The sequence below is a fragment of the Mycobacterium sp. genome, assembly GCF_049608025.1.
GTDB lineage: Bacteria > Actinomycetota > Actinomycetes > Mycobacteriales > Mycobacteriaceae > Mycobacterium.
This window is the reverse complement of the sequence record NZ_JBMYXC010000003.1, coordinates 51,745-77,769: the sequence shown is the minus strand read 5'-3', so window position 1 is coordinate 77,769 and position 26,025 is coordinate 51,745. Positions and strand designations below refer to the sequence as shown.

Sequence of the window (26,025 nt, the reverse complement as noted above, 5' to 3'; positions counted from 1 at the left end):
GATGGAGGTCCGTGAGCTCTCCGTCCCCGGCGCCTGGGCGATAACCCCGCAACTGCACGTCGACCCGCGCGGGGTGTTCTTGGAATGGTTCACCGACTCCGATTTCACGGCGCTTGCCGGGCATCCCTTTGATTTGCGGCAGGCCAACTGCTCAGTGTCGGCGGCCGGGGTGCTCCGGGGCCTGCACTTCGCCCAGTATCCGCCCGGCCAAGCGAAATACGTTACCTGCGTGCATGGCTCGGTATTCGACGTGGTTGTCGACATCCGGGTGGGCTCGCCGACGTTCGGACGCTGGGATGCGGTGCTGCTCGACGCCGAGGGGCGCGGGTCGGTGTACATCTCCGAGGGTCTCGCCCATGGGTTCCTCGCATTGCAGGACAACTCGACGGTGATCTACCTGTGCTCGACACCGTATGCCCCCGAACGCGAGCACACCGTCTGCGCCACCGATCCGGCGTTGGGCATTGAGTGGCCGACCGCAGAAGCTCTCGAGCTTTCCGACCGCGACGCGGTTGCGCCCACCCTCGAGCAGGTCCGCGCAGCGGGCCTACTGCCCAGCTGGGACGAGACCCGTGCGTCCATCGGTCGGCTTCGCCGCGACGGTGGATCGACATAGACCGTGGATCGACACAAGCAACGCCGCGCCGGCCTGGGCCTGGTAGGAATCTGACGGGTCATAGGTGCGCATTGGCTCCCCGACGGCCCTCGTTTGTCGGCCCTCGTTTGTCGGCCGTCGTTTGTCGGCCCTCGTTTGTCAATGCCCCAGGCGCATTACTAGGATATCCAAGTATCTAGCGGCGAGAGGACCCACCCATGAGCTCAACGACGGCGACCACCCGGATTCCCCACTTCATCGGCGGCAAGCGCAGCGAGCTTCAGTCCAGTCGCACCGCCGATGTGCTGAACCCCAGCACCGGTGAGGTTCAGGCGCAGGTGGTGCTGGCCAGCGCGGCCGATGTCGACACCGCAGTGGCCACCGCCGTCGAGGCGCAGAAGGAATGGGCTGCCTGGAACCCGCAACGCCGGGCACGAGTGATGATGAAGTTCATCGAACTGGTCGGCCGCCACGAAGACGAACTGGCAGAGCTGCTATCCCTGGAACACGGGAAGACCATCCCAGACTCCAAAGGCGACATCCAGCGCGGCATCGAGGTCATTGAGTTCGCCATCGGCATCCCGCACCTCCTCAAAGGTGAGTTCACCGAGGGCGCCGGCGCCGGCATTGACGTCTACTCGATCCGTCAGCCCCTGGGCGTGGTTGCCGGAATCACTCCGTTCAACTTCCCGGCGATGATCCCGCTGTGGAAAGCGGGTCCGGCGCTGGCGTGCGGAAACGCGTTCATACTCAAGCCTTCTGAGCGCGACCCGTCGGTTCCTTTACGCCTGGCCGAGCTCTTCGCAGAAGCCGGCATGCCCGCCGGCGTATTCCAGGTCGTCCAGGGCGACAAGGAAGCCGTCGACGCGATCCTGGCCCACCCCGAGGTCCAGGCAGTCGGCTTCGTCGGGTCCTCCGACATCGCGCAGTACATCTACTCCACGGCGGCGGCCAACGGGAAACGGTCGCAGTGCTTCGGTGGGGCCAAGAACCACATGATCGTGATGCCCGACGCGGACCTAGACCAAGCCGTCGATGCGCTGATCGGTGCGGGCTACGGAAGCGCCGGCGAGCGCTGCATGGCTATCAGCGTCGCGGTACCGGTCGGCGAAGAGACCGCGCAACGGCTCCGCAGCAAGCTGGTCGAGCGAGTCAACCAGCTCCGGGTGGGCCACAGCCTGGACCCCAAGGCCGACTACGGGCCACTGGTCACCGAGGCAGCGCTGCACCGCGTCCGCGACTACATCGGCCAGGGCGTGGATGCCGGCGCCGACCTCGTCGTGGACGGTCGGGAGCGGACCACCGACGAGCTGACGTTCAGTGTGGATGGAACCGACGCCAGCCTGTCGGGGGGCTACTTCATCGGACCCACCCTGTTCGACCATGTCAGCACCGACATGTCCATCTACACCGACGAGATCTTCGGTCCGGTCCTGTGCATCGTCAGGGCGGCGAACTACGAGGAAGCTGTGACACTTCCCTCCGAACACGAGTACGGAAACGGCGTGGCGATCTTCACCCGCGACGGCGACACCGCACGGGATTTCGTGTCCCGCGTCCAGGTCGGCATGGTCGGCGTGAACGTCCCGATCCCGGTTCCGGTGGCATATCACACCTTCGGCGGCTGGAAGCGGTCCGGTTTCGGCGACCTCAACCAGCACGGCCCCACGTCGATCCAGTTTTACACCAAGGTCAAGACCGTCACCGAGCGCTGGCCATCGGGCATCAAGGACGGCGCCGAATTCGTCATTCCCACGATGAAGTAGCCACATTGTCTGCCCAACTATTCGAGATGAACAGCGACGAACGCATCATCGTCGAGACCGCAGCAGCATTCGCTGAAAAACGCTTGGCACCACATGCTTTAGAGTGGGATGCCGACAAACACTTCCCTGTCGACGTGCTGCGCGAGTCCGCGGATCTCGGGATCGCGGCGATCTACTGCTCCGAGGAGACCGGCGGCAGCGGACTGCGACGGCTCGACGCCGTCCGGATCTTCGAAGAGCTGGCCGCAGCCGACCCGACGATCGCGTCGTTCATCTCGATCCACAACATGTGCGCCTGGATGATCGACAGCTACGGCAGCCAGGAACAGCGCAAGAACTGGGTGCCGCGGTTGGCCACCATGGAGACGATCGCCAGCTACTGCCTTACCGAACCGGGAGCAGGCTCGGATGCCTCCGCATTGCGGACCCGCGCGGTCCGTGACGGATCTGACTACGTGCTCGATGGGGTCAAGCAGTTCATCTCCGGCGCAGGAGTGTCCGACGTTTACGTGGTGATGGCGCGCACCGGCGACGACGGCCCTCGCGGAATATCGGCATTCGTCGTGGAAAAGGGCACACCCGGACTCAGTTTCGGCGCGAACGAAGCCAAGATGGGTTGGAATGCGCAGCCGACCGCCCAAGTGGTCTTCGACAAGGTTCGGGTTCCCGCAGATGCGCTGCTCGGCGGCCCCGAGGGCGAGGGCAGCGGGTTCGGTGTCGCGATGAACGGACTCAACGGCGGCCGCCTCAACATCGCCGCCTGCTCGCTCGGCGGTGCTCGCACCGCCAACGACAAGGCTGCCGAGTACCTCCGCGATCGGGAAGCCTTCGGCGGTTCGCTGCTCGACGAGCCGACCATCCGGTTCAGCCTGGCCGATATGGCCACCGCGTTGGAAACCTCGCGGATTCTGTTGTGGCGGGCCGCATCTGCTCTGGACGCAGGTTCCCCCGACAAGGTCGAACTATGCGCGATGGCCAAGCGCTACGTGACCGACGCCTGCTTCGAGGTGGCCGATCAAGCCCTTCAACTGCATGGCGGCTACGGCTATCTGAAGGAGTACGGGCTCGAGAAAATCGTCCGGGATCTGCGGGTGCACCGAATCCTGGAAGGCACGAACGAAATCATGCGCGTGGTCATCGGGCGAGCAGCAGCGGCCCGCGTCCGCGCGTCTTAACGGGAGAGATGGATGACGACGATCGCGTTCTTGGGATTGGGCAACATGGGCGGGCCGATGGCCGCCAACCTCGTCGCGGCGGGCCACTCCGTGCGCGGTTTCGACCCGGTGGCCGCGATCAAATCCGCGGCAGCCGGCAAGGGTGTCGAGGTGTTCGACAGCGGCGCTGCGGCGGTCGCCGACGCCGATGTGGTCATCACGTCCCTTCCCAACGGAACGGTGGTCAAATCCTGCTACGCGGAGATCCTGCCGACGGCAAAAAAGGGAACTCTACTGATCGACACGTCGACGATTTCGGTCGACGATGCCCGCGAGATCCACCAGCAGGCAGTCGCAGCCGGACTGGCCCAACTCGACGCCCCGGTATCGGGCGGCATCAAAGGCGCCACGGCGGGCACGCTGGCCTTCATGGTCGGCGGCGAGGACGCCGATGTGCAGGCCGCGAAACCGGTCCTGGATCCGATGGCAGGCAAGGTTATTCACTGCGGCGGTTCTGGGGCCGGACAGGCGGCCAAGCTGTGCAACAACATGGTCTTGGCGGTGCAGCAGATAGCCGTGGGAGAGGCATTTGTGCTCGCCGAAAAGCTCGGACTGCCCGCCCAGTCACTGTTCGACGTGATCACCGGCGCTACCGGCAACTGCTGGGCGGTGCACACGAACTGTCCGGTGCCTGGTCCAGTTCCCACGTCACCGGCCAACAACAACTTCAAGCCCGGCTTTGCGACGGCTTTGATGAACAAGGACCTCGGCTTGGCGATGGCCGCGGTGGACTCGACGGGATCGTCTGCGCCCTTGGGCACCCACGCGGCCGAGATCTACGCGGAATTCATTGAGTCCGACGAGACCAACGCCGCTTTGGACTTCAGCGCCGTCATCGGACTGCTCCACAGCTGACCATCAGGCAGCCGCTGTTCACCCTGCATCGGCGCGGTGGAAGTCTGCGGAACTCGTGCGCGCTCGGCGCGGTCTCAATGCGACGTCATGCAGCCGAAGGTCGAGGGGTTTCCTGCCACTTGTCGTGCACTCGCTGGCATTCAGTCAACCGGAGCGGCGCGCCGACAGTATCGTCGCCGTCGATCAGCACCGTCGCCAACCCCGCACCGGTGGCCTTACGCTGACGGGCCTGCGAGCCCACGAACACCAGGGAATCCTGGGGCGTGGCGCCGAGGTCGGCCAGAGCTTCCCCATAGGCGTCCGATTCAGAGGCTCCGGGAACGGCCGCAGAGGTCACGACCGTACTGACGATGCCCTCACCGACTAGTTGGCGCACCAGCGGCTCGACCCATGCGTGCCGACCGCTGCTCACGATCCCGATCCCGATCCCGGCGCCGAAGGCAGCGGTAATGAGGTCGATCAGGCCGGCCCGCGGCACGATTTCGGCGTCCAGAATCGTCTCGTCGAGAATCTTGTCCTTCACCGCGCAGACGTCGTCGACCATCAGTTCGGTGAGCACATCGGACTCGGCACCCAGACCGCGCTTGCGGAGTTCGGCGGCGACGCGGCGACGCTCTTCGGGGAGCGCCAGCAGTTTGCGGTATCGCGCGACCGTCCACTCGAGTTCCAATCCGAGCGCAGCGAACGCCGCGTTGAAGGCGGGAAGATGACCTGCGCATTCGACGTCGGCGATGGCATCGAGATCGAAGATCATCGCGCGCAGAGGCTGCGCTATGACACCGTTGGGCCGGGGCCAATCCCACCAGAACCTGCCGGCTCGCCATGCTTTTTGCTGCTGTGCGGGCTGCATACATCAATGGTGGGCGGGGCACGTAAACCGCGCCTCCCCCATTAGGGGGATTAGCCGCGCCAAGTAGGGGAATCAGCCACGTCAAGCTGTCCTGGCTGGCTGTTTGCGGCTTTGGGCCGGGCCCTCGAGCGCTTGGGGCCGCGACCTCTAAAGTAAGGCGGTGGCAACCCCACCAGTGCGAATTGTCCTCGTCGATGACCACGAGATGGTCATCGAAGGACTCAAGGCGATGCTGGCCGCGTTCGATAGCCGGGTCACGGTGGTCGGCCAAGCCGTGGGCCCCGACCACGTGCTCAGCGTGGTCACCGACCTTGATCCCGACATCGTGCTGTGCGATGTGCGGATGCAGGGTTCCAGCGGTCTGGACGTGTGCCAGCAGCTGCGTGCCCGTGACCCCGACCGAAAGGTCGTGATGCTGTCGGTCTACGACGACGAGCAGTACCTCTTCCAGGCGTTTCGGGTCGGAGCTGCCGGCTATCTACTCAAGAGCATCAGCAGCGAGGAGCTCGTACGTCAACTGGAATTGGTGCGCGGCGGAGAGACGGCGATCGACCCCGGTATGGCGGCGCGGGCGGTCGACACCGCGGCCCGATTACAGCGCGACGAGTTCTGGCCCGGCGCTCGCCAGGGCCTTACCCAGCGGGAGAGCGAGATCCTGTCGTTTGTGGTCAACGGCCTGTCCAATCGCGCCATCGCCACCAAGCTGGTCATCGGAGACGAAACCGTGAAGACGCATATGAGTTCGATCTACCGCAAGCTCGGTGTCAGCGACCGCACCGGCGCAGTGGCGACCGCGCTGCGGGAGGGGATCTACCAGTGAGCATCCACCGATGAGCATCTCCCAATGAACGCGACGTCGCGCCCGTTACTGGCCGCCGACCGAGAACTCGCCCTGCTGCGGGAACTCATCCAGGCCACGTCCAGCGGGCCCGGAGTCGAGCCGCTGGCTGCCGCGGCGGCACGGATCATCACCGCGGCGACCGACAGCGACGTGTGCTTCGTCCACGTCCTCGACGACACCGAGCGTTCGTTGACGTTGGCGGGAGCAACGCCGCCTTTCGACGCCGAGGTCGGCAAGATCAGGCTGCCTTTGGGACAAGGCATCTCGGGTTGGGTGGCCAGCCACCGCGAGCCGGTGGTGATCGTTCGGGACAAGGAATCCGACCCGCGCTACCTGCCTTTCGAATCGCTGCGGGGCCGCGATTTCACCTCGATGGTGTCCGTGCCGATGGAGACCGCCCCCGGCGGGCTGGTCGGGGTGCTCAACGTGCACACGGTGGCTCAGCGTGAGTTCGATGATCGTGATGTCGAGCTGCTACTGGTCATCGGCCGGCTGATCGCCGGTGCCATGCATCAGGCACGCCTCCACCGCCAGTTGGTGTTCCGTGAACGAGCCCACGAGCACTTCGTCGAGCAGGTGATCGAGGCCCAGGAACTCGAGCGACGGCGGCTGGCCGGGGATATTCACGATGGCATCTCGCAGCGCTTGGTCACGCTGTCCTACCGCCTCGACGCGGCCGCCCAGGCCGCGCAATTGGTCGATGACCGGGAAGCCCTGAACGAGCAACTCGACCGGGCGCGGGAACTGGCTCAGCTGACACTTCAAGAGGCGCGTGCCGCCATCAGTGGTCTGCGACCACCCGTCTTGGACGACCTCGGGCTGAGCGGCGGGCTGGCAAGCCTGGCACGCTCGATTCCCCAAATCGGCATCGAACTGGAGATCGAGGCAGATCTCGCTGAGACACGGCTGCCCGACCACATCGAACTCGCGATATACCGCATCGCCCAGGAATGCCTGCAGAACGTCGTCAAACATGCCCGGGCCAACCGCGCACGGCTGGCGTTCGCAGTGGACCAGGCCGACCACGGCCAGGTTGCCAGATTGGAGATCGTGGACGACGGAGTCGGTTTCGACACCTTGGAGCATCCGCTGGGTGGCGACGAGATGGGCGGATACGGCCTGTTGTCGATGGCCGAGCGCGCCGAGATCGTCGGTGGCAGACTCAACATCCGTTCGCGTCCCGGCACGGGTACTACGGTGACCGCCACGATCCCGATCCCGTCAAACGCCTCGTGAAGGGTCAGCCGACCGGTCAGAAATCGCCCGCGCTGCCGCGCAGGGTACGGATCGACTCGGCAAGCGTGCGGGACTCTTCGTCGGACATGCCGATATCGGCGAATACGTCGTCGTTCAACGTCGCGGTCGCGTCCTCAACCGTCGAACGGCCCAGCTCGGTGATCTGCACAAGCGTGGTGCGGCCGTCGGTCGGATGCGGCAGCCGCTCGACCAGCCCGTCGGATTCCAGCCGTCGGATCGCATGGGTAACGCTGGTGACGTGCACCTGCAGGCGATCGGAGGCTTTCGTGATCGGCAGTGCGCCGGTGCGGCTGAACGCCAGCAGCCGAAGCAACTCGAAGCGGGAGAAGCTCAGGTCGTAGGGGCGCAGCGCGGCTTCGACGCGAGCGAGCAGGATCTGGTGTGCACGCATCACCGAGGTCACCGCGACCATGCCGTCGGCCACCTCGCCCCAACCGGAGCGCTCCCAGTTGACCCGCGCCACCGCGATCGGGTCGCGCTGTGGTGACTCCACCTCAATCCGACAGCGCGGTCAGTATCCGGGGTCCGTCGTCGGTGACCGCGACGGTGTGCTCCCAGTGCGCGGCGCGCGATCCGTCGGCGGTCACCACCGTCCATCCGTCCTCGAGTACGACGGTCTTCGTCGTGCCTAGGGTGAGCATGGGTTCGATGGCCAGCACGGAACCCGCCGCCAGGTGGGGCCCGCGCCCGGGGGCACCTTCGTTGGGCAGAAACGGATCCATGTGCATCTGCCGCCCGATGCCGTGCCCGCCGTAGCCGGCGACGAGGCCGAACTTGCGGTCGTAGTGCCGCTCGGCAGCCCGCGCGCCGGTTTCAATGGCGTGAGAGACGTCGGTCAGTCGGCCGCCGGGCACCATGGCGGCGATGCCGGACTCCATGGACTCGCGAGTGGCACCCGACAGCGCCTCGTCCACGGCGATAACTGACTCGACACCGAAGGTGAACGCCGAGTCACCGTGCCACCCGTCCAGGATGGCCCCGCAGTCGATCGAAACCAGGTCTCCGGCAGCCAGCCTCTCGTCGGCCGACGGGATGCCGTGCACGACGCGGTCGTTGACCGAGGAGCAGATGCTGGCCGGAAACCCGTGGTAGCCCAGGAAAGACGGGACTGCTCCGCCGTCGCGGATCACCGACTCCGCGACCGCGTCGAGTTCAAGTGTGGACACGCCGGGGGCTGCTGCCTGGTGCACCGCCTTGAGCGCCGCGGCGACGAGCGCTCCGGCGGCTGCCATCGCGTCGAGTTCACCGGCGCTGCGTTGGGCGACCACTTTGCGGCCGCGCAGAGAAATCATGGCGAACGTTAGCGGCCGAGCGCCTTCAGCGCGCGGGCGAACACCTCGTCGAGTTCACCAACGGCCCCGACGGTGACCAGTGTCCCGCTGTAGTGGTCCAGCAGCGGGGCGGTCTCGTCGCGATAGACCCTGAACCTGTTGCGGATGATGTCCTCGGTGTCGTCGGCACGGCCGCGGCCCTTGAGCCGGGAGACGAGTTCCTCTTCGGGAACCCGGAACTCCAGGACCGCGTCCAGCGACAGGTCGCGCTTCTTGAGCATTGCGTCGAGGGCCTTGGCCTGCTCGACCGAGCGCGGGTACCCGTCGAGAATGAATCCGGAAGCCACGTCGGCGTCGCCGAGCCGGTCATCGACCAGCGCGTTGGTGAGCGTGGCCGGGACCAGGTCACCGGCGTCAAGGTACTTCTTGGCCTCCAGTCCGAGCTCGGTGCCGGTGCTGATGTTGGACCGGAACAGGTCACCGGTGGAGATCTGCGGGACTCCGAGGTTCTCGGCCAACTTCTGCGCCTGGGTTCCCTTGCCCGCGCCGGGCGGTCCCAGCAACACGATTCTCACTTGAGGAACCCTTCGTAGTTGCGCTGCATCAGTTGGCTTTCGATCTGCTTGACGGTATCCAGACCGACGCCAACCATGATCAGCACCCCGACGCCGCCAAACGGCAGGTTCTGCATGGGGGCGCCGCCGCCACCGCCGATCTGCATGAACAGGTTCGGCAGGACCGCGACGACGCCCAGGTAGATCGAGCCCGGCAGCGTGATTCGCGACAGCACGTACTTCAGGTAGTCAGCGGTCGGTTTGCCTGGCCGGATGCCCGGGATGAAGCCGCCGTATTTCTTCATCTCGTCTGCGCGGTCTTCGGGGTTGAAGGTGATCGACACGTAGAAGTAGGTGAAGAAGATGATCAGTCCGAAGTAGATGGCGATGTAGACCGGGCTACTCGGGTCGGTCAGATATTCGGCGACGAATGTCTGCCACCATCCGGTGTTCGGGTTGCTGCTGCCGCTGGAGATGAGCTGGGTAATCAGGTTGGGCAGGTAAATCAGCGAGGACGCGAAGATGACCGGGATCACGCCTGCCTGGTTCACCTTCAGCGGCAGGTAGGTCGACGTGCCGCCGTACATCTTCCGCCCCACCATCCGCTTGGCGTACTGGACAGGGATCCGGCGCTGGCCCTGCTCGACGAACACCACGGCGATGACGATGGCGAGCGCCGCGACGCACACGAAGGCAAAGACCATGCTGCCCCGGCTGTCCAGGATGCCTTTGCCCTCGCCGGGGATGGCGGAGGCGATGCTGGCGAAGATCAGCAGGGACATGCCGTTACCGACGCCACGCTCGGTAGCGAGTTCACCCATCCACATGAGCAGTGCTGCGCCGGCGGTCATGACGATCACCATCACCGCGAGGGTGGTGAAGTTCAGCCCGTCGCGCTGGCCCTCGATGATGTCTAGCGTGCAACCCTGCAACAGCCCGCCGTTGGCGGCCAGCGCCACGACGCTGGTGGCCTGCAGCATCGCCAGTGCGATCGCCAGATACCGGGTGTATTGCGTCAGCTTGGCCTGGCCGGCCTGCCCCTCTTTCTTCAGCTGCTCGAAGCGTGGGATCACCACACCCAGCAACTGCACGATGATGCTCGCGGTGATGTAAGGCATGATGCCCACCGCGAACACCGAAAGCTGCAACAAAGCGCCGCCGGAAAACAGGTTGATTAACGAATAGATCTGCCCCGACTCACCGCCGCTGACCTGCGCGATGCACTGTTGCACGTTGGGATAGTTGACGCCTGGGGACGGAACCGAGGCACCGACCCGGTAGAGAATGACGATGCCCAGCGTGAACAGGATCTTTCGTCTCAGGTCCGGGGTTCTGAGCGAAGAGATGAAAGCCGAGAGCACTCTTTCCTCCTGCACGGCCGAGTTGACGATCGCGGCGTGCTCTTTGGCTGGCGTGACCAGCGTCGTGGTTAAGTCGGGGCTAGCTCGTGCGCGCGACGGCACGAACAGGCATACCGCCTGCGCAAGTCACGCGTTCAAACAGTCTACGAGACTAACAGTTGCATCTTCGCCGCCCCGAATCCGAGTGCGCAAACGATCAGCAACCAACGAGCGCTTGCGCGAGCAGCAGACGAGACGAGTCCGCCCGCCGGCGGGAAGCGTAGAGTCGATTTCAGCTCGTTACCTTATCTAACTAAGATCGCCACGTATTACCCGCCCGATTACCCGACGGATTCTGCACAGGGGTCAGCCATGGCACGTACGGAGAATGACACTTGGGACCTCGCCTCCAGCGTCGGCGCGACCGCGACGATGGTCGCCGCGGCCCGCGCGGTCGCCTCGAGGTCCGAGGACGCCCTGATCGAGGACCCGTTCGCCGAGCCTCTGGTGCGCTCGGTCGGCATCGACTTCTTTACCCGCCTGGCTTCGGGCGAACTCAACCTCGCCGACCTCGACACTGGCGGCCCGAACGGCGACTCCCCGACGGATATGAGCCGTTTCGGGGACTGGATGGCCGCGCGCACCCGATTCTTCGATGACTTCTTCCTCGACGCCACCGCTTCGGGTATCCGGCAGGCCGTGATCTTGGCGTCGGGGCTCGACGCTCGCGGGTACCGCCTGTCGTGGCCCACTGACATGGTGCTGTTCGAGATCGACCAGCCCGATGTGATCACGTTCAAAACGTCGACATTGGCAAAGCTGCGTGCGCATCCGACGGCCGAGCTGAAGACGGTGGCCGTCGACCTGCGCCACGATTGGCCGGCGGCCTTGGCCGACGCCGGTTTCGAGGCCGGCCGGCCGACAGCGTGGATCGCCGAAGGATTGCTCGGCTATCTGCCCCCCGACGCTCAGGACCGGCTGCTCGACCAGATCAGCGAGCTCAGCCCGGCGGGCAGCCGACTGGCCGCAGAGGGGGTTCCGGCGCACCAGGACCGTGATCACGAAGAAGTTCGCCAACGCATGCAGGACTCCACCGAACGCTGGCGGAGCCACGGCTTCGACATCGACTTCTCCGAACTGGCATTCCTCGGCGACCGCGCTGAAATCGTCGGCTATCTCGCAGGCCATGGCTGGACAGTGGACGCCATACGGGCGAATGACCTGCTGAAGCGCTACGGGCTGGCCACGCTAGACGATGAACTGGGGTTCGCCGATGTCGTCTATGCCACCGCGACGCGGTAGTGACGACGCGATGACCCGCCGCGACAGTGACAATCGGGATCTGGCGTCCAGCGTCGGCGCCCGCCGACCACCTGATGACCATCGCAGGCGATTCGAGCTACCTGTGGGCACAGCTACTGAATAGGGGTACACATGACACGCACCGGTGACGATTCGTGGGACCTTGCGTCCAGCGTGGGAGCCACCGCGACCCTGGTCGCCGCGGGCCGCGCGATCGCTTCGGCGAATCCGGAAGGGCTGATCAACGATCCGTTCGCCGCGCCTCTGGTCCGGGCGGTCGGGCTGGATTTCTTCACGAACATGGTCGACGGCAAGCTGGATCCGGCGCAGATTCCGGGCGGCTCGCCCGAACGCGTGCAGTCGATGATCGACTCGATGGCCGTGCGCACCAAGTTCTTCGACGACCACTTGATGGCGGCCACCGCCACCGGTATCCGTCAAGCGGTCATCCTGGCCTCCGGACTGGATGCGCGCGCCTACCGATTGCCGTGGCCCGACGGCACCGTTGTCTACGAGATCGACCAACCCGATGTCATCGCGTTCAAGTCGCAAGCGCTGGCCGACCTGGGCGCCGATCCCACCGCCATCAGGCGGACCGTGTCGATCGATCTGCGCGAGGACTGGCCGGCGGCGCTGCGGGCGGCGGGATTCGACCCATCCCAACAGACCGCGTGGTTGGTCGAAGGACTGCTGATCTACCTGCCGCCGGAGGCCCAGGACCACCTGTTCGACCTCATCACTGAACACTCTGCGGCGGGCAGCACGATAGGGACCGAATATGTTCCGGGCATCGTGGATTTCGATGCCGACAAAGCCCGGGAGATGACCGCCCCACTGGCCGAGCAAGGACTCGATATCGACATGCCGTCGTTGGTGTATGCCGGAGACCGCAGCCACGTGATGGACTACCTGCGCCAAAGCGGTTGGCAGGTAGAGGGTTCACCCCGCGACGAGCTGTTCGAGAAGTTCGGGATTCCCGCCCCGGCGGCGCAAGACGACGACGTACTCGGCGAGATCGTCTACGTCAGCGCGCATCTGGCCCGCCCGAGCTAGAAACGCCACTCCCCCAGCCACAGCGCGTTGGACCCGCTCAACGAGCGCTGCGTACCGTCGACGACCCCGGCCAGCGTTGCCGCAACCAGCGCGCCCGCGGCATCGGGCAGGGATGCCGCGGCAGGCTGCGAAGAAGGCTTGGGCCACAACATTTCCCGCAGCGACGAGCCTGGCAGGTTCTTGACGGTGACCTTGTCGTCCGGATCGATGGCCGCCAGGACCTTGGCCCGCCGGATCGCGGTCCGCAGGCCACCGAGTTCGTCGACCAGACCGCGTTCGGCCGCATCAGCCCCGGTCCACACCCGGCCGCGGGCAACCCCGTCGACCTCCTCGACACTCAGATCCCGGCCCTCGGCCACCCGCTGGACGAAGTCGGTGTAGAACAGGTCAGCTTCCGCCTCGACCAAGGCATGCTGCTCATCGGTGAACGGCGCGTTGACCGACCAGGCGTCAGCGTTCGAGTTGGTGCGAACACCGTCGGACCCAACCCCCAGGCGCCCCTTGAGTTCGGCCGCCACCAACTTGCCCGTGACCACCCCGATTGAACCGGTGATGGTGCCGGGATTGGCGACGATCTCGTTGGCGGACATCGACACGTAGTAGCCGCCCGAGGCCGCCACGGCGCCCATCGAGGCCACCACCGGCTTGCCGGCCGCACGGGCCCGAACGACTTCCCGCCACACGGTCTCCGACCCGGTCACCGAACCACCGGGGCTGTTCACGCGAAGAACGATCGCGGCAACATCCTCGTCGGCGACAGCTTCCCGAAGTGCGGCAGCGATGGTGTCGCCCCCGACGCTCGGGGAGCCCAGCGGCGACATCTGACGGCCGCGTCCGCTGACGATCGGCCCGGCCAAGGTGACGACGGCGATCGTCGGCCGCCGCTTGCGACTCGGCATCGGTACCGAGGGCCCCTTGATCCTGGCGTAGCGCGCCAAGAACAACCTCGGGGGCGCGTCCCTGCTGTCGGCATCGACGCTGTCCTCGCTGTCGGCATCGGCGATATCCCCAGCCTTCTGCGCGGCGTCGACAGGCCCGCCGCTGAGTTGCGCGATTCGCGCGTAGGCCTCGTCGCGGAACCCGACTCGGTCTACCAGGCCGGCGCTGAGTGCTTCGCCACGCAACAACGGCGCCTTGTCGGCCAGCGCGTCCAGCGCCGCCGCCTCGATCCCGCGTGAGGCCGCCACCGCCTGCCACACCTGTGCGTGCAGGCTCTCCATCAGCCGGGAATCGGCCTGGCGATGCGCGTCTGTGTAGCTGTCCTCGGTGAACACATTGGCCGCCGACTTGTACTCGCCTCGCGCGATGAACTGCGCCTGCACCCCGACCTTGGCCAGGGCGTCGCGCAGGAACAGCGCGTTGGTGGCGAACCCCACCAAACCGACAGTCCCCGAGGGCTGCATCCAGACCTCGCCGAAAGCGGAGGCCAGATAGTAGGACAGCGTGCCCGGATACGTCTCGGCCCAGGCCACTGATGGCTTGTGAGCCGAGAAAGCCTCGATCGCTTCACGCAGTTCCTGAACCGGCCCGGGTGAGGCCGCCGGCAACTGGATCCGGGCGATGAGACCCGCGACCCGAGAATCCTCGGCGGCGCGATGGATTGCCTCGACCGCCTCTCGGAGCAACAGCGGCTTACCGGCAGCGTTCATCAACGCCAGGGGATCGAAACCACCGGTCTCCGAGGGTGCCGCCTGGAGATCGAGCTCCAGGATGCAGCCGTTGGGAATGCCATGATGGCGGGCCGTATCCACCCTGCGAGCAAGCGCCCGTAGATCGTCGGCACCGGGAACCGCAGGCAAAAAAGTGAACATGCGTTTCAGCCTACCGACGTGCCCCGCTCACCTAGCCCGTCGCCGCCGGTTCGCGGGCGAGGTGAAATCGCGCTGTCTCAGCGGCCGACGAACCGCTGGTACTGCGGGCAGTAGACGCCCACCGATGTCCTCATCAGGCCGACCGCCTGGTCGCGTTCCAGGTTGTTGTCCACCAAGGTGCTCACCACGCCGCGAATCGCCGGCACCGGATTGGGGTTGCCGGTCACAGCTTTCTTGAGCATGTCGCAGACCTGGCCTCCCACCTCGGGCAGATCGACATCGGGTGCCATCTCGATTCCCAGCGAAGTCACCGCTTCGATGAACACCTCGTCGGGGGTCTCGGCATGTGCGGGCGCTGCCCCGGCGACCATCCAGAAGCCGGCGGCGACCATCGCGGCAGGGACTGCGCGTCGACGAGGGTTCATGGGCTTCTCCTAAGTATCGACACGCACGGTGTAAATAGAGGAACGGCAAATAGCGGACGCACAAGTATTACTTCAGTCTAATCGCGCCGCCAGTCGGCGACGTTACTCCCGCCGCAGCGCGGGAACCCGGCCGAGACATCAAGCTCGTCAAGCTCGCGGGTCGGCCACATCAGATCTCGGTGGCGGTACCACCTGCGGAAGTGATCTTCTCCCGCGCGCTACCGCTGAACTTATTGGCGGTGACGTCGACCTTGACGGTCAGCTTTCCGTCGCCGAGCACCTTCACCAATGCGTTCTTGCGCACGGCGCCGGCAGCCACCAACTCGTCGACACCGACAGCGCCGCCCTTGGGGAACAGTTTGTTGATGTCGCCGACGTTGACGACCTCGTACTCGGTGCGGAATCGGTTCTTGAATCCCTTGAGCTTCGGCAGCCGCATGTGAATCGGCATCTGGCCACCCTCGAACGTCGCGGGGACGTTCTTGCGCGCCTTGGTGCCCTTGGTGCCGCGGCCGGCGGTCTTGCCCTTGGAGCCATCGCCGCGACCCACCCGGGTCTTGGCTGTCTTCTCGCCCGGGGCGGGACGCAGATCGTGCAGCTTGATCGTCATGCCTTTGCCTTTCGCTCTTCGCGCGAGCGCTCGTCGCCACCGACCGACTCAACCGTCACCAGATGGTGGACGGTCTTGATCAGTCCACGGGTCTGAGAGTTGTCCTCCCGGACCACGGACTGGCGGATCTTGCGCAGACCGAGCGTGCGCAGGGACTCCCGTTGTTTCCAGCGCGCACCGATGGTGCTGCGCACCTGGGTGATCTTGAGTTCTGCCATGGTGGTTACGCCGTTCCCTCACGCGCTGCACCGGTGGCCAGAGCAGCCGCTTCACGGCGGGCCCGGAGCATCCTTGCAGGCGCTACGTCTTCGATCGGCAGGCCGCGGCGGGCCGCGACCTCTTCGGGACGCTGCAGAAGTTTCAGCGCGGCGACAGTCGCGTGCACGACGTTGATCGCGTTGTCACTACCGAGCGACTTGGCCAGGATGTCGTGGATGCCAGCGCATTCCAGCACCGCACGAGCGGCGCCGCCGGCGATCACACCGGTACCGGGGCTGGCCGGGCGCAGCATCACGACGCCGGCTGCGGCTTCCCCCTGCACCGGATGCACGATCGTGCCACCGATGAGCGGAACCCGGAAGAAGCCCTTACGCGCCTCTTCCACACCCTTGGAGATCGCAGCAGGAACCTCCTTGGCCTTGCCGTATCCGACACCGACCATGCCGGCGCCGTCGCCGACGATCACCAACGCGGTGAAGCTGAATCGACGGCCACCCTTGACCACCTTGGACACTCGGTTGATGGCGACAACGCGCTCGAGGTAGTTGTTCTTGTCGCCACCGTCGCGGCCACCACGGCCACCACGATCGTCACGGCGGCCACCGGAGCGGCCTCCCCTGCCGTCGCGACCTTCTGCGCTCGAAGGCCCGCCGGCTCCAACAGCCTGCTCGGCCATCATGCAATCCTCTCAGTCTTCATCATCAGGGTCATCAGAACTTCAGCCCGCCTTCACGAGCGGCGTCGGCCAGGGCCGCGATACGTCCGCCGTAGGCATATCCACCGCGGTCGAACACGACCTCGTCAACACCCGCGTGCTTCCCACGCTCGGCGATGAGCTGCCCGACCCGCGCACTATGGGCCTTCTTGTCCCCGTCGAGCGCGCGCACGTCAGCTTCGATCGAAGACGCCGCGGCCAGCGTGACACCTTCGAGATCGTCCACCAACTGTACGTGGATGTGCCGCGCCGAGCGGTTGACCACCAGACGAGGCCGCTCGGCGGTGCCGGAGACCTTCTTACGCAGCCGCGCGTGCCGACGCAGGCGCGATGTGCGTCGCGTCTCGGAGATGTTCTGCCCCACCGGTTTGCGCACAGTGCCCTTGGTGCCCGCGATGTCCTTGGTAGCCATTTACTTACCCGTCTTTCCGACCTTGCGACGGATCTGCTCACCCTCGTAGCGAACGCCCTTGCCCTTATACGGGTCTGGGCGGCGCAGGCGACGGATGTTCGACGAGATCTGTCCGACCTTCTGCTTGTCGATACCTGAGACCGAGAACTTGGTGGGTGTCTCCACCGCGAAGGTGATGCCCTCCGGGGCTTCGACCACTACCGGGTGGCTGTAGCCCAGCGCGAACTCCAGCGTGTTCCCTTTGGCCACTACGCGATAGCCGACGCCGAAGATCTCCATCTTCGTGGTGTACCCCTCGGTCACACCGGTGATGAGATTGGCTACCAGTGTCCTCGAGAGCCCATGCAGCGAACGATTGCGCCGCTCGTCGTCGGGACGGGCCACCACGACGGCACCGTCGTCATTGCGCGACAACGAGATCGGCTCGGCCACCGCCAGTTCCAGCGAGCCCTTGGGCCCCTTGACGGACAATTTCTGACCGTCGATGTTCACATCGACACCGGACGGAACGGCCACCGGCTGCTTTCCAATACGCGACATTGACTGCTCCTCCCCGCTACCAGACGTACGCGAGGACTTCGCCGCCCACGCCCTGTCGTGATGCCTGCCGATCGGTGAGCAGGCCCGATGACGTGGAGATGATCGCCACGCCGAGGCCACCCAGCACCCGCGGCAGATTGGTGGACTTCGCGTACACGCGCAGACCCGGCTTCGACACCCGGCGAAGCCCGGCGATGCTGCGCTCCCGGCTCGAGCCGTACTTGAGTTGCACCACCAGCGATTTGCCGACGCGGGCATCCTCGGTGTGGAAGTCGGTGATGTAGCCCTCCGCCTTGAGAATCTCGGCCATGTTGGCCTTGATCTTGCTGTGCGGCAGGGTCACTTCGTCGTGGTACGCCGAATTGGCGTTGCGCAGACGGGTAAGGAAGTCTGCGATCGGATCCGTCATGGTCATGACAGCCGGTTCACCTTTCTCGCGGCGGTTCCTCCGTGATGAGTTTCACCGAGGTCGTTGAGGCCTACCGCAACCTGTTATTTGAGTGTGAAATTGTTCTTGAACGACGGCGCCAGTCGCTCTTCGCGCAGGCGCCCCGTGATCACCAGCTGGACTTCTGCACACCGGGCAGTTCGCCGGCGTGTGCCATCTCCCGAAGACAGATGCGGCAGAGACCGAACTTGCGATACACCGCATGCGGGCGACCGCACTTGTTGCAGCGCGTGTACCCCCGCACCTTGAACTTGGGCTTCTTGTTGGCCTTGTTGACCAGAGCCTTCTTTGCCATCTGCTCAGTTCTCCTTGAACGGGAAGCCCAGCGCTCGCAACAGCGCCCGTCCTTCGTCGTCGTTTGTCGCCGAGGTGACGACGCTGATGTCCATCCCGCGGGGCCGATCGATGTCGTCGATGTCGATCTCGTGGAACATCGACTGTTCGGTCAGCCCGAAGGTGTAGTTGCCGGTGCCGTCGAACTGCTTGGGGCTCAGGCCGCGGAAGTCGCGGATACGCGGCAGTGCGATCGAGGTCAACCGGTCGAGGAATTCCCACATCCGGTCGCCGCGCAGGGTGACCCGGGCACCGATCGGCATGCCCTCGCGCAGCTTGAACTGTGCGATCGACTTGCGGGCCTTGCGAATCTCGGGCTTCTGGCCGGTGATCAGTGCCAGATCGTTGACCGCGCCGTTGATCAGCTTCGCGTCTCGGGCGGCGTCACCGACACCCATGTTGACGACGACTTTGACCACGCTGGGGATCTGCATGACATTGGCGTAGCCGAACTCCTTCTGCAGTGACTCGCGGATCTCCTCGCGGTAACGCTGCTTCAGGCGCGGCAGGGTCTTCTCAGTGTTTTCGACGGTGGTCATTTCACAGATCCTTGCCGTTGCTCTTGGCGATCCGGACGTTCTTGCCGGTCTCGTCGTCCTTGCGGTAGCCGACGCGGCTGGGGTTTCCGTCGGAATCGATCACCATCACGTTGCTCACCGCGATCGGCGCCTCCTGGGTCACGATGCCGCCGGAAGACGCACCGCGCTCCGTACGCGACTCGGGAGTGTGCTTCTTGATTCGGTTGACGCCCTCTACGAGTACCTTGTTGCGTTCCGGGTAGGCCAGCAGCACCTTGCCCTTGGCGCCCTTGTCCTTGCCCGAGATCACGAGCACCGTGTCACCCTTGCGGACCTTCATCTACAACACCTCCGGGGCGAGTGAAACGATCTTCATGAAGCGCTTCTCACGCAGTTCGCGACCGACCGGCCCGAAGATGCGGGTGCCGCGCGGGTCGTTGTCGGGCTTGATGATGACAGCGGCGTTCTCGTCGAACTTGATGTAGCTGCCGTCAGCGCGGCGGCGCTCCTTGACGGTGCGCACGATGACGGCCTTGACCACGTCGCCACGCTTGACATTGCCGCCGGGGATTGCGTCCTTGACGGTCGCCACGATGACATCACCGATGCCGGCGTAGCGCCGCCCAGAGCCGCCGAGCACGCGAATGCACAAGATCTCCTTGGCACCCGTGTTGTCGGCGACCTTTACCCGCGATTCCTGCTGAATCACTAGATCTCCTCGACCTGGTTACTGTATGCACGGCAGATGCCGACCTGACGTGCGCGGTCTTTGTCGCTAATTCCAGTTACTAATTCCAGTCACCCAGAGGCACGCAGGGCTGGCTTTTCGATGAGCGCTTTCGCGAAGGCATACACCACAAGTCAGCCGAGGTCTGCCCAAGGCAACCCCTACATACTAGGTGAGCTCAGGGAATGCTCCAAATCGCCGCTACCCGGTGACTTCGGCGTGGTTGTCGTCGCCCATCGCAGACAAGCACGCCGAAGTCACCTGTCAGCGACACAGCGGAAGCCGATGTGCGTCGTTGCACTGTCCTGCGACTGCGGCGACCGTGCGGCCGGCCGGTACCGGTGGCAATACTCCGGGGCACACAGGTGCGAGCCCCCTTTCAACGCCTGGCTGACCCGCGGGTCCGCCGGCGGCGGACCGCAACACGGCCGCTCTGGATCACCCGCGCGGGCATCTCCCGCCCGACCCACCCGGGCATCTCCCCCCCGCCCCACCCGGTGGTGGCCGGTAAAGCGGGTCGTCGTCCACTCCCACACGTTGCCGATCATGTCGACCAGTCCGAACCCGTTCGGCGAGAACGAACCCACCGGCGAGGTGCCCACCCACCCCAGCGCACCGTCGTTGCGGTAGGGAAATCGGCCCTGCCAGGTGTTGGCCATCAGCCGCCCGCCGGGAACGGGATCCTCGCCCCAGGCATAGGTCGCCGCCGAACCGCCACGCGCGGCGAACTCCCACTCCGCCTCGCTCGGCAATCGCCGGCCAGCCCAGTCGGCGTAGGCCAAGGCATCGGCGAAACACACCTGCACCACCGGGTGCTCGGACTTGCCTTCGATGGAGCTTTTCGGTCCGAAGGGATGACGCCAGTTCGCGCCTGGCATCCAGGCCCACCACTGCTGCCAGTCACGCAGGTCGACGGCGCCGTTCGTCTCCCTGAACACCAGTGCGCCGGGCACCAGATCCTCAGGCGCGGCGCCGGGGAACAGTGCAGGGTCGGGCGCCGTCTCGGCGAGGGTGCGGTAGTCAGTCTGAGCCACGAACTCGCCGAACTGTGCGTTTGTCACCGGGTGCCGCTCCACCGCGAACGGCGCAACGGTAACGGTGTGCACGGGAGCCTCTTCAGGGTAGAACTGCGTCGATCCCATCCGAAACGCCCCGCCGTCCAATTCGACGAGGTCGGTGAGCATGGCCTTCAGGGTAGGCCGATACGGTTTCGTCGGTCGGACATCACCCTCAGTCCTGGGCGAAGGCCTGAGCGAAATCCCGCTGCAGATCACGGTACGGGGCGCCGGACACGTCGACCCTCACCTCCGCGATGGTGCCGCCGGAGAACGGGAACGGCGCCTGGTAGGCCCGCGAAACCGCTTGTCCGACATTGCGGCCCACGCTGATGCCGCCGCCGGCCAGGCCGAAAATGAAGGGGTGGGCTCTTACGTCCGGCAAAGTCGCGACCGCAGCGTCGTTCACGTAGAGCGTCACCTCACCCACCGGGGTGTGACTGCCCTCAACCGTTCCTGTGCGGGCATAGCCCACACCGAGAACCTGGTTGCCCAGCCGCAGCCGCTTCCGAGCGGACACGCGTTGCTCCTCCTCGCCAAAGAAGTTGTAGACGAACTGCAGACGACCGTCCTCGACGTACAGCACGTAACCGCCGTGACCGGCACCCTGCTTCAACAACACGCCCTGAACATCCCGACTGGTTACGTCGACTTCGGCCAGCACCGAGAACGAACGGCCCATAATCTCCGCGCAGCCGCCCACCGCGACCGGCGCTGTGTTCGGGTAGTAGACGAAGGAGGAACGTTCACCTACCAGTGACGGGCGCGTACGCCCGACCATCTCCAACATGTTCAGGTCGGACAGCGGAAAACCGTTGTACTTCTGGGCTTCGGAGAACCACAGCGCCTGCAACTCGGCCAGCTTGTCGGGATGTTCGGCTGCCAGGTCGTGGCATTGACTGCGGTCGGAGTCGATGTGGTAGAGCTCCCAGCGGTCCTGATCGAAGTGCGACCAGCCCGACGGAGCCGCCGCGTGGACGGCGTTGGCAAACCAGCCCCGGTGCCAGATTCCCCGGGTTCCCAACATGGTGTAGAACTGGGTTTCCTTGCCGGTGGGCGCATCCGGATCATCAAGGGCCACTTTGAAACTGACACCGTCCAAGGGCTTCTGCGCGATGCCCTTCACGGTGGCCGGCGGCACGATATTCAACAAGTCGTATACGGTCGGGCTGATGTCGCACACGCTGGTGTAGTTGTCCCGGATTTCACCGCGCGCAGCGATGCCGGCGGGCCACGAAATGATCGCCGCGTCAGCGATTCCGCCCTCGTGCGAGGCGTACCGCTTGTAGAGCTTGTAGGGGGTGTTGAACGCCATCGCCCAGCCGATCGGGTAGAGGCAGTAGGTCGTAGGACCGCCCAACTCGTCGAAGAATCGCATGCTCTCCTCGACGGTGTCGATGTATCCGTTGAAGAACTTCCCCTCGTTGACCGACCCGTTGGGCCCACCCTCTCCGCTGGCACCGTTGTCACTGATCACCACGATGACGGTGTTGTCGAGCTGTCCGGATTCTTCGAGATAGTCCAGAATCCGGCCGATCTGAGCATCGGTGTAGGACAGGAAACCGGCGAAGACCTCGGCCATCCGGGCGAAGAGCCGCTTCTCCTCGTCGTTCAACGAATCCCATGGCCGCACGGTGTCCTGTTCAGGCCAGTCCTGCCCCTGCGGCCCCTTGGCGTCCTGATACGGATTGACCGACGAGAGTTCGGTTTCCGGTGGAACTATGCCCATCCGCTTCTGATTCTCGAGAACGACGTCCCGGTAGCGCTCGTACCCCATGTCGAATTTCCCGGCGTAGCGGTCAGACCACTCCTTGGACACATGGTGGGGGGCGTGACCGGCCCCCGGACACACATAGGAGAACCACGGCTTGTCGGGGGCGATAGTGGTTGAGTCGCGGATGAATTCGATTGCCTTGTCAGCCATATCCTTGGAGAAGTGATAGCCCTCCTCCGGGGTCGCGGGTGCCTCCACAGGGTGGCCGTCGTAGATGAGCTCGGGGTACCACTGATCGGTCTCGCCGCCCATGAAGCCGTAGAACCGGTCGAATCCGCGGGACAACGGCCAGTTGCGTCGTGACGCGGCCAGGTTGGACTCCTCCAGCGGCGTCAGGTGCCACTTGCCCACGCAGGAGGTGCTGTAGCCCTGCTCGGCCAGCACTTCGGAAATCAGCGCGGTGTCGTTGGGGATGCGCCCGTTGATGCCGGGGAAACCCTCGGTGAATTCTTCGACGACGGCCATCCCCACCGTCGTGGCGTTGCGACCGGTCAGTAGCGATGCCCTGGTCGGAGAGCACAGCGCAGTAGTGTGGAATTGCGAAAGCCGCACGCCACGTTCGGCGATCCTGCTCATCGCGGGCATCTCGACGAGCCCGCCGAAGCAATCCCAGGTCGCGATGCCGACGTCGTCCCACACCAGGTACAGCACATTGGGCGCGTCGGGCTGGGCCTTAGGAGCTGCGTAGGGTCCCCAGTCGGGTTCCGAGTCGCGGATGTCGAGCTCAATCTTGCCGTTGAATTCACGTGTCATGTCAGCCTCGTCTCCATCGTGGTGATCGATGCACGATCGCCCGGAGACTACACCCGGCGGGCGCGATTGGCGCCCGTATCGGTGTCGGCACCCTGTTACCTGTTGTCCGGCTAGGGCTCAACCCACCTGATGGAGAAGCCGTTTAGGCGGCACACCAAAGCCCCCGCCGCCGAGAGGCGTACGGGGGCTTTGGTTACAGCTCAGAGAAACGCGGGCTTACTTGGCCTTTTCCAGGATCTCCACGAGGCGCCAGCGCTTCGTCGCAGACAGGGGCCGGGTCTCCATCAGCGAAACGCGGTCGCCGACACCGGCATCGCCGTTCTCGTCGTGGGCCTTGACCTTGGTGGTGGTTCGGATGATCTTGCCGTAGAGCGGGTGGCTCTTACGGTTTTCCAGTTCGACCACGATGGTCTTCTGCATCTTGTCGCTGACCACGTATCCGATCGCGGTCTTGCGGCGACCGCGAACCTCCTCGTTCCGAGGGGTCCGCTTGGGTCCGGGCTCGGTACCTTTTTTTGAACTGACTTCAGCCATTACGAATCCTCACCTCCGGGTCCGGCGGCCAGACCCAATTCACGTTCGCGGAGCACGGTGTAGACGCGCGCGATCTCCCGCCGCACGATGCGCAGCCGGCGGTTGTTGGTCAGCTGACCGGTCGCCATCTGGAAGCGCAGATTGAACAGCTCTTCCTTCGACTCGCGAAGCTTGTCGGTCAGTTCGTTGTCGCCGAGCTCACGCAGCTCGCCGGTCGCGGTTCCAACGGCCATCAGAACTGCTCCTCTCGGGTGACGATGCGTGCCTTGATCGGCAGCTTGTGGATCGCTCGGGTCAACGCTTCCCGGGCAACCTTCTCGTCCGGGTAGCTCAGCTCGAACAGGATGCGACCGGGTTTGACATTGGCGACCCACCACTCCGGCGAACCCTTGCCCGAACCCATGCGGGTTTCGGCCGGCTTCTTGGTCAGCGGGCGGTCCGGGAAGATGTTGATCCACACCTTGCCGCCACGCTTGATGTGCCGGTTGATCGCGATACGCGCGGACTCGATCTGCCGGTTGGTGATGTAGGCATGGCCCAGGGCCTGAATGCCGTAATCGCCAAAGCTCACCGAGGTCCCGCCGCTGGCGATGCCGCGTTGCCGCGGGTGGTGCTGTTTGCGGTGCTTGACCTTGCGGGGAATCAACATGACTAACTCTCCGTTGTTTCTGGCTTGCTCGCATCAGGCACAGCCTCCGCTGCGGGGGCCTCGGCAACCGGAGCGGCATCAGCGGCCGGCGCCGCAGCGCCTTCCGAGGTCGCAGCACGGCCGGCGTCGGTACTCGTCGCGGTGGTGCCCGACGCACCACTACGGCGCGGCCTGGTTCCGGATGGGCGCTCACGACGCGGACGATCTGCTCCGGCGGGTGCCGCGGCGACCTGCTCCCGCTTACCACCGACGATGTCGCCCTTGTAGATCCACACCTTCACACCGATGCGGCCGAAGGTTGTCTTGGCCTCGTAGAGGCCGTAGTCGATGTCGGCGCGCAGCGTGTGCAGCGGAACCCGACCCTCACGGTAGAACTCCGAGCGGCTCATCTCGGCGCCGCCGAGACGGCCCGAGCATTGCACCCGGATGCCCTTGACGTTGGGCTGGCGCATCGCCGACTGGATCGCCTTTCGCATGGCGCGGCGGAACGCCACCCGGTTGCTCAACTGCTCGGCGACGCCCTGGGCTACCAACTGCGCCACCGACTCCGGGTTCTTCACCTCAAGAATGTTGAGCTGAACCTGCTTCTTGGTCAGCTTCTCCAGATCGGTGCGGATGCGGTCCGCCTCGGTGCCGCGGCGGCCGATCACGATGCCGGGACGCGCGGTATGGATGTCGACGCGCACGCGGTCACGCGTGCGTTCGATCTCCACGTCGGCGATGCCGGCCCGCTCCAGACCGGTAGACAGCAGCTTGCGGATGGCCACATCTTCTTTGATGTAGTCGGAGTACTGCTTGTCGGCGTACCACCGAGATTTCCAGTCGGTGGTGATACCCAGCCGGAAGCCGTGGGGGTTGATCTTCTGGCCCACTACTGCGAGCCTCCCTTCGCTTCGCTAGAAGCCTCGGTCGATGTCGCCTTCTTAGCAGCCGCCTTCTTGGCGCCTGCCTTGTTGGGGGCCGACTTTTTGGCAGTCGCCTTCTCAGCGGCTGCCTTCTTGGGGGCCGACTTTTTGGCAGTCGCCTTCTCAGCGGCTGCCTTCTTGGGGGCGGACTCGGCCGCACCGGCGGCACTCGCCGGAGCCGGACTCGTCCCACTCGCCGCCGGAGCGGGATTCGCCGCACTCGCCGCGGCAGCCTTGCTGCCCTGCGCTCGCCGCGACCGGGTGCTGGCTGCCGAACCGGCAGCCCCGCCGCCCTTGGCGCCGCCCTCTCGAGGGGGCCGGCTCTCGACGATCACGGTGATGTGGGTGGTGCGCTTGCGGATCCGGAACGCACGCCCCTGCGCGCGCGGCCGGATGCGCTTGGCGGTGGGGCCCTCGTCGGCATAGACGGTGGCCACGACCAGCGTGGCCGGATCCAGTCCGTCGTTGTTCTGGGCGTTGGCGGCAGCGCTCGCGATCGCCTTGGCGACCGGCTCGCTGGCCGACTGTGGTGCCCATCGCAGAATATCGAGGGCCTGCTCGACGCTCTTGCCCCGAACCAGGTCGATAACGCGGCGGGCCTTGCTCGCCGAGATGCCCACGTGACGGGCAACCGCAGTTGCGGTCGGGTATTCCGTAGCCGCAGAGTTCATAGAAGTCGTAGGCATTAGCGGTGTCCTC

32 protein-coding genes are annotated in these 26,025 nt (G+C 65.1%); 8 read left to right on the top strand and 24 right to left on the bottom strand.

Features of this window, described 5'->3' with window-relative positions:
* The first annotated feature begins 1 nt into the window (after position 1).
* The 4 genes from rfbC (at position 2) to mmsB (ending at position 4,430) form a co-directional block, all read left to right on the top strand.
* Complete coding sequence (gene rfbC / locus ACPGXI_RS02040; RefSeq protein WP_526649277.1) at positions 2 to 616, top strand: dTDP-4-dehydrorhamnose 3,5-epimerase; 615 nt, start codon at positions 2 to 4, stop codon at positions 614 to 616.
* Positions 617 to 813: 197 nt separating this feature from the next.
* Complete coding sequence (locus tag ACPGXI_RS02035) at positions 814 to 2,361, top strand: CoA-acylating methylmalonate-semialdehyde dehydrogenase (protein WP_526649275.1); 1,548 nt, start codon at positions 814 to 816, stop codon at positions 2,359 to 2,361.
* A gap of 26 nt (positions 2,362 to 2,387) precedes the next feature.
* Positions 2,388 to 3,536, top strand: a complete 1,149-nt coding sequence (locus ACPGXI_RS02030; RefSeq protein WP_526649388.1) for an acyl-CoA dehydrogenase family protein — start codon at positions 2,388 to 2,390, stop codon at positions 3,534 to 3,536.
* Positions 3,537 to 3,548: 12 nt separating this feature from the next.
* Positions 3,549 to 4,430, top strand: coding sequence for a 3-hydroxyisobutyrate dehydrogenase (gene mmsB, locus ACPGXI_RS02025; RefSeq protein WP_526649273.1), 882 nt, complete (start codon positions 3,549 to 3,551; stop codon positions 4,428 to 4,430).
* An 85-nt stretch (positions 4,431 to 4,515) separates the two neighbouring features.
* On the opposite strand, the gene ACPGXI_RS02020 is transcribed toward mmsB, so the two are convergent.
* Positions 4,516 to 5,280 (bottom strand): HAD family hydrolase, encoded by a 765-nt coding sequence (locus ACPGXI_RS02020; RefSeq protein ID WP_526649271.1) that lies wholly within the window; start codon positions 5,278 to 5,280, stop codon positions 4,516 to 4,518.
* Between the two features lie 160 nt (positions 5,281 to 5,440).
* Between ACPGXI_RS02020 and ACPGXI_RS02015 the strand changes: the two genes are divergently transcribed.
* Positions 5,441 to 6,100 carry a response regulator transcription factor gene (locus tag ACPGXI_RS02015; RefSeq protein WP_526649269.1) on the top strand — a complete coding sequence of 220 codons (660 nt, stop codon included), beginning with the start codon at positions 5,441 to 5,443 and terminating at the stop codon, positions 6,098 to 6,100.
* Positions 6,101 to 6,124: 24 nt separating this feature from the next.
* Positions 6,125 to 7,357 carry a GAF domain-containing sensor histidine kinase gene (locus ACPGXI_RS02010; protein ID WP_526649267.1) on the top strand — a complete coding sequence of 411 codons (1,233 nt, stop codon included), beginning with the start codon at positions 6,125 to 6,127 and terminating at the stop codon, positions 7,355 to 7,357.
* A gap of 16 nt (positions 7,358 to 7,373) precedes the next feature.
* Here ACPGXI_RS02010 and ACPGXI_RS02005 read toward each other — a convergent pair whose 3' ends face one another.
* From ACPGXI_RS02005 to secY, 4 genes are read right to left on the bottom strand one after another with little or no spacing between them, the layout of a single operon-like run.
* Complete coding sequence (locus ACPGXI_RS02005) at positions 7,374 to 7,871, bottom strand: MarR family transcriptional regulator (RefSeq protein ID WP_526649265.1); 498 nt, start codon at positions 7,869 to 7,871, stop codon at positions 7,374 to 7,376.
* Between the two features lies 1 nt (position 7,872).
* Positions 7,873 to 8,670: a type I methionyl aminopeptidase gene (gene map, locus ACPGXI_RS02000; protein WP_526649263.1), complete on the bottom strand. Its 798-nt coding sequence runs from the start codon at positions 8,668 to 8,670 to the stop codon at positions 7,873 to 7,875.
* 8 nt (positions 8,671 to 8,678) lie between these two features.
* Positions 8,679 to 9,224 carry an adenylate kinase gene (locus ACPGXI_RS01995; RefSeq protein ID WP_526649261.1) on the bottom strand — a complete coding sequence of 182 codons (546 nt, stop codon included), beginning with the start codon at positions 9,222 to 9,224 and terminating at the stop codon, positions 8,679 to 8,681.
* Positions 9,221 to 10,564 carry a preprotein translocase subunit SecY gene (gene secY, locus ACPGXI_RS01990; protein WP_526649386.1) on the bottom strand — a complete coding sequence of 448 codons (1,344 nt, stop codon included), beginning with the start codon at positions 10,562 to 10,564 and terminating at the stop codon, positions 9,221 to 9,223. Before secY ends, ACPGXI_RS01995 begins: the two co-directional genes overlap by 4 nt.
* Before the next feature lie 351 nt (positions 10,565 to 10,915).
* Between secY and ACPGXI_RS01985 the strand changes: the two genes are divergently transcribed.
* On the top strand, positions 10,916 to 11,845 hold the full coding sequence (locus ACPGXI_RS01985; protein WP_526649259.1) for an SAM-dependent methyltransferase: 930 nt from the start codon (positions 10,916 to 10,918) through the stop codon (positions 11,843 to 11,845).
* 132 nt (positions 11,846 to 11,977) lie between these two features.
* The gene (locus ACPGXI_RS01980) at positions 11,978 to 12,898 is read left to right on the top strand and encodes a class I SAM-dependent methyltransferase (protein ID WP_526649257.1); all 921 of its coding nucleotides are present in this window, start codon (positions 11,978 to 11,980) and stop codon (positions 12,896 to 12,898) included.
* On the opposite strand, the gene sppA is transcribed toward ACPGXI_RS01980, so the two are convergent.
* The 19 genes from sppA to rplV all read right to left on the bottom strand — a co-directional run bounded on the left by sppA (position 12,895) and on the right by rplV (position 25,997).
* A complete protein-coding gene (sppA, locus tag ACPGXI_RS01975; protein ID WP_526649255.1) occupies positions 12,895 to 14,709 on the bottom strand; it encodes a signal peptide peptidase SppA in 1,815 nt (604 codons plus the stop codon). The genes ACPGXI_RS01980 and sppA overlap by 4 nt on opposite strands.
* Before the next feature lie 77 nt (positions 14,710 to 14,786).
* Entirely contained in the window at positions 14,787 to 15,134 is a 348-nt protein-coding gene (locus ACPGXI_RS01970) for a DUF732 domain-containing protein (RefSeq protein WP_526649253.1), read from the bottom strand.
* Positions 15,135 to 15,303: 169 nt separating this feature from the next.
* Entirely contained in the window at positions 15,304 to 15,744 is a 441-nt protein-coding gene (gene rplO, locus ACPGXI_RS01965; RefSeq protein ID WP_526649251.1) for a 50S ribosomal protein L15, read from the bottom strand.
* Positions 15,741 to 15,962, bottom strand: coding sequence for a 50S ribosomal protein L30 (gene rpmD, locus ACPGXI_RS01960; protein WP_526649249.1), 222 nt, complete (start codon positions 15,960 to 15,962; stop codon positions 15,741 to 15,743). The genes rplO and rpmD overlap by 4 nt, the downstream gene beginning before the upstream one ends.
* A gap of 5 nt (positions 15,963 to 15,967) precedes the next feature.
* Positions 15,968 to 16,639: a 30S ribosomal protein S5 gene (gene rpsE, locus ACPGXI_RS01955; protein WP_526649247.1), complete on the bottom strand. Its 672-nt coding sequence runs from the start codon at positions 16,637 to 16,639 to the stop codon at positions 15,968 to 15,970.
* A 34-nt stretch (positions 16,640 to 16,673) separates the two neighbouring features.
* Entirely contained in the window at positions 16,674 to 17,090 is a 417-nt protein-coding gene (rplR, locus tag ACPGXI_RS01950) for a 50S ribosomal protein L18 (RefSeq protein ID WP_526649245.1), read from the bottom strand.
* Positions 17,091 to 17,630: a 50S ribosomal protein L6 gene (rplF, locus tag ACPGXI_RS01945; RefSeq protein WP_526649243.1), complete on the bottom strand. Its 540-nt coding sequence runs from the start codon at positions 17,628 to 17,630 to the stop codon at positions 17,091 to 17,093.
* A gap of 16 nt (positions 17,631 to 17,646) precedes the next feature.
* On the bottom strand, positions 17,647 to 18,045 hold the full coding sequence (gene rpsH, locus ACPGXI_RS01940) for a 30S ribosomal protein S8 (protein WP_526649241.1): 399 nt from the start codon (positions 18,043 to 18,045) through the stop codon (positions 17,647 to 17,649).
* A gap of 142 nt (positions 18,046 to 18,187) precedes the next feature.
* Positions 18,188 to 18,373, bottom strand: a complete 186-nt coding sequence (locus ACPGXI_RS01935) for a type Z 30S ribosomal protein S14 (protein ID WP_079925896.1) — start codon at positions 18,371 to 18,373, stop codon at positions 18,188 to 18,190.
* Positions 18,374 to 18,377: 4 nt separating this feature from the next.
* Positions 18,378 to 18,950 carry a 50S ribosomal protein L5 gene (rplE, locus tag ACPGXI_RS01930; RefSeq protein ID WP_526649239.1) on the bottom strand — a complete coding sequence of 191 codons (573 nt, stop codon included), beginning with the start codon at positions 18,948 to 18,950 and terminating at the stop codon, positions 18,378 to 18,380.
* A 1-nt stretch (position 18,951) separates the two neighbouring features.
* On the bottom strand, positions 18,952 to 19,269 hold the full coding sequence (rplX, locus tag ACPGXI_RS01925) for a 50S ribosomal protein L24 (RefSeq protein WP_526649237.1): 318 nt from the start codon (positions 19,267 to 19,269) through the stop codon (positions 18,952 to 18,954).
* Entirely contained in the window at positions 19,270 to 19,638 is a 369-nt protein-coding gene (rplN, locus tag ACPGXI_RS01920) for a 50S ribosomal protein L14 (protein ID WP_526649235.1), read from the bottom strand.
* Between the two features lie 275 nt (positions 19,639 to 19,913).
* Positions 19,914 to 20,840 carry a formylglycine-generating enzyme family protein gene (locus ACPGXI_RS01915; protein WP_526649233.1) on the bottom strand — a complete coding sequence of 309 codons (927 nt, stop codon included), beginning with the start codon at positions 20,838 to 20,840 and terminating at the stop codon, positions 19,914 to 19,916.
* 46 nt (positions 20,841 to 20,886) lie between these two features.
* Complete coding sequence (locus ACPGXI_RS01910) at positions 20,887 to 23,238, bottom strand: arylsulfatase (RefSeq protein WP_526649231.1); 2,352 nt, start codon at positions 23,236 to 23,238, stop codon at positions 20,887 to 20,889.
* Between the two features lie 216 nt (positions 23,239 to 23,454).
* On the bottom strand, positions 23,455 to 23,772 hold the full coding sequence (rpsQ, locus tag ACPGXI_RS01905) for a 30S ribosomal protein S17 (RefSeq protein ID WP_526649229.1): 318 nt from the start codon (positions 23,770 to 23,772) through the stop codon (positions 23,455 to 23,457).
* On the bottom strand, positions 23,772 to 24,005 hold the full coding sequence (gene rpmC, locus ACPGXI_RS01900; protein ID WP_526649227.1) for a 50S ribosomal protein L29: 234 nt from the start codon (positions 24,003 to 24,005) through the stop codon (positions 23,772 to 23,774). The genes rpsQ and rpmC overlap by 1 nt, the downstream gene beginning before the upstream one ends.
* The gene (rplP, locus tag ACPGXI_RS01895) at positions 24,005 to 24,421 is read right to left on the bottom strand and encodes a 50S ribosomal protein L16 (protein WP_526649225.1); all 417 of its coding nucleotides are present in this window, start codon (positions 24,419 to 24,421) and stop codon (positions 24,005 to 24,007) included. The genes rpmC and rplP overlap by 1 nt, the downstream gene beginning before the upstream one ends.
* A gap of 2 nt (positions 24,422 to 24,423) precedes the next feature.
* The gene (rpsC, locus tag ACPGXI_RS01890) at positions 24,424 to 25,293 is read right to left on the bottom strand and encodes a 30S ribosomal protein S3 (RefSeq protein WP_526649223.1); all 870 of its coding nucleotides are present in this window, start codon (positions 25,291 to 25,293) and stop codon (positions 24,424 to 24,426) included.
* Positions 25,293 to 25,997 carry a 50S ribosomal protein L22 gene (rplV, locus tag ACPGXI_RS01885; RefSeq protein WP_526649384.1) on the bottom strand — a complete coding sequence of 235 codons (705 nt, stop codon included), beginning with the start codon at positions 25,995 to 25,997 and terminating at the stop codon, positions 25,293 to 25,295. The genes rpsC and rplV overlap by 1 nt, the downstream gene beginning before the upstream one ends.
* Positions 25,998 to 26,025: the final 28 nt, after the last annotated feature.

What these genes read in the sequence shown, in the direction of transcription:
- rplF (WP_526649243.1), bottom strand. Translation starts at nt 17,630, where the DNA reads ATGTCGCGTATTGGAAAGCAGCCGGTGGCCGTTCCGTCCGGTGTCGAT.
- ACPGXI_RS01915 (WP_526649233.1), bottom strand. Translation starts at nt 20,840, where the DNA reads ATGCTCACCGACCTCGTCGAATTGGACGGCGGGGCGTTTCGGATGGGA.
- rplP (WP_526649225.1), bottom strand. Translation starts at nt 24,421, where the DNA reads ATGTTGATTCCCCGCAAGGTCAAGCACCGCAAACAGCACCACCCGCGG.
- rpmC (WP_526649227.1), bottom strand. Translation starts at nt 24,005, where the DNA reads ATGGCCGTTGGAACCGCGACCGGCGAGCTGCGTGAGCTCGGCGACAAC.
- map (WP_526649263.1), bottom strand. Translation starts at nt 8,670, where the DNA reads ATGATTTCTCTGCGCGGCCGCAAAGTGGTCGCCCAACGCAGCGCCGGT.
- rplE (WP_526649239.1), bottom strand. Translation starts at nt 18,950, where the DNA reads ATGACCACCGTCGAAAACACTGAGAAGACCCTGCCGCGCCTGAAGCAG.
- ACPGXI_RS01910 (WP_526649231.1), bottom strand. Translation starts at nt 23,238, where the DNA reads ATGACACGTGAATTCAACGGCAAGATTGAGCTCGACATCCGCGACTCG.
- rpsE (WP_526649247.1), bottom strand. Translation starts at nt 16,639, where the DNA reads ATGGCCGAGCAGGCTGTTGGAGCCGGCGGGCCTTCGAGCGCAGAAGGT.
- rplR (WP_526649245.1), bottom strand. Translation starts at nt 17,090, where the DNA reads ATGGCTACCAAGGACATCGCGGGCACCAAGGGCACTGTGCGCAAACCG.
- rpsQ (WP_526649229.1), bottom strand. Translation starts at nt 23,772, where the DNA reads ATGGCTGAAGTCAGTTCAAAAAAAGGTACCGAGCCCGGACCCAAGCGG.
- ACPGXI_RS01935 (WP_079925896.1), bottom strand. Translation starts at nt 18,373, where the DNA reads ATGGCAAAGAAGGCTCTGGTCAACAAGGCCAACAAGAAGCCCAAGTTC.
- rpsH (WP_526649241.1), bottom strand. Translation starts at nt 18,045, where the DNA reads ATGACCATGACGGATCCGATCGCAGACTTCCTTACCCGTCTGCGCAAC.
- ACPGXI_RS01980 (WP_526649257.1), top strand. Translation starts at nt 11,978, where the DNA reads ATGACACGCACCGGTGACGATTCGTGGGACCTTGCGTCCAGCGTGGGA.
- rplX (WP_526649237.1), bottom strand. Translation starts at nt 19,269, where the DNA reads ATGAAGGTCCGCAAGGGTGACACGGTGCTCGTGATCTCGGGCAAGGAC.
- rpmD (WP_526649249.1), bottom strand. Translation starts at nt 15,962, where the DNA reads ATGGCAGAACTCAAGATCACCCAGGTGCGCAGCACCATCGGTGCGCGC.
- rfbC (WP_526649277.1), top strand. Translation starts at nt 2, where the DNA reads ATGGAGGTCCGTGAGCTCTCCGTCCCCGGCGCCTGGGCGATAACCCCG.
- ACPGXI_RS01970 (WP_526649253.1), bottom strand. Translation starts at nt 15,134, where the DNA reads ATGAACCCTCGTCGACGCGCAGTCCCTGCCGCGATGGTCGCCGCCGGC.
- ACPGXI_RS01985 (WP_526649259.1), top strand. Translation starts at nt 10,916, where the DNA reads ATGGCACGTACGGAGAATGACACTTGGGACCTCGCCTCCAGCGTCGGC.
- ACPGXI_RS02010 (WP_526649267.1), top strand. Translation starts at nt 6,125, where the DNA reads ATGAACGCGACGTCGCGCCCGTTACTGGCCGCCGACCGAGAACTCGCC.
- mmsB (WP_526649273.1), top strand. Translation starts at nt 3,549, where the DNA reads ATGACGACGATCGCGTTCTTGGGATTGGGCAACATGGGCGGGCCGATG.
- rplV (WP_526649384.1), bottom strand. Translation starts at nt 25,997, where the DNA reads ATGAACTCTGCGGCTACGGAATACCCGACCGCAACTGCGGTTGCCCGT.
- ACPGXI_RS02030 (WP_526649388.1), top strand. Translation starts at nt 2,388, where the DNA reads ATGAACAGCGACGAACGCATCATCGTCGAGACCGCAGCAGCATTCGCT.
- ACPGXI_RS02020 (WP_526649271.1), bottom strand. Translation starts at nt 5,280, where the DNA reads ATGCAGCCCGCACAGCAGCAAAAAGCATGGCGAGCCGGCAGGTTCTGG.
- sppA (WP_526649255.1), bottom strand. Translation starts at nt 14,709, where the DNA reads ATGTTCACTTTTTTGCCTGCGGTTCCCGGTGCCGACGATCTACGGGCG.
- rplO (WP_526649251.1), bottom strand. Translation starts at nt 15,744, where the DNA reads ATGACGATCAAGCTGCACGATCTGCGTCCCGCCCCGGGCGAGAAGACA.
- ACPGXI_RS02035 (WP_526649275.1), top strand. Translation starts at nt 814, where the DNA reads ATGAGCTCAACGACGGCGACCACCCGGATTCCCCACTTCATCGGCGGC.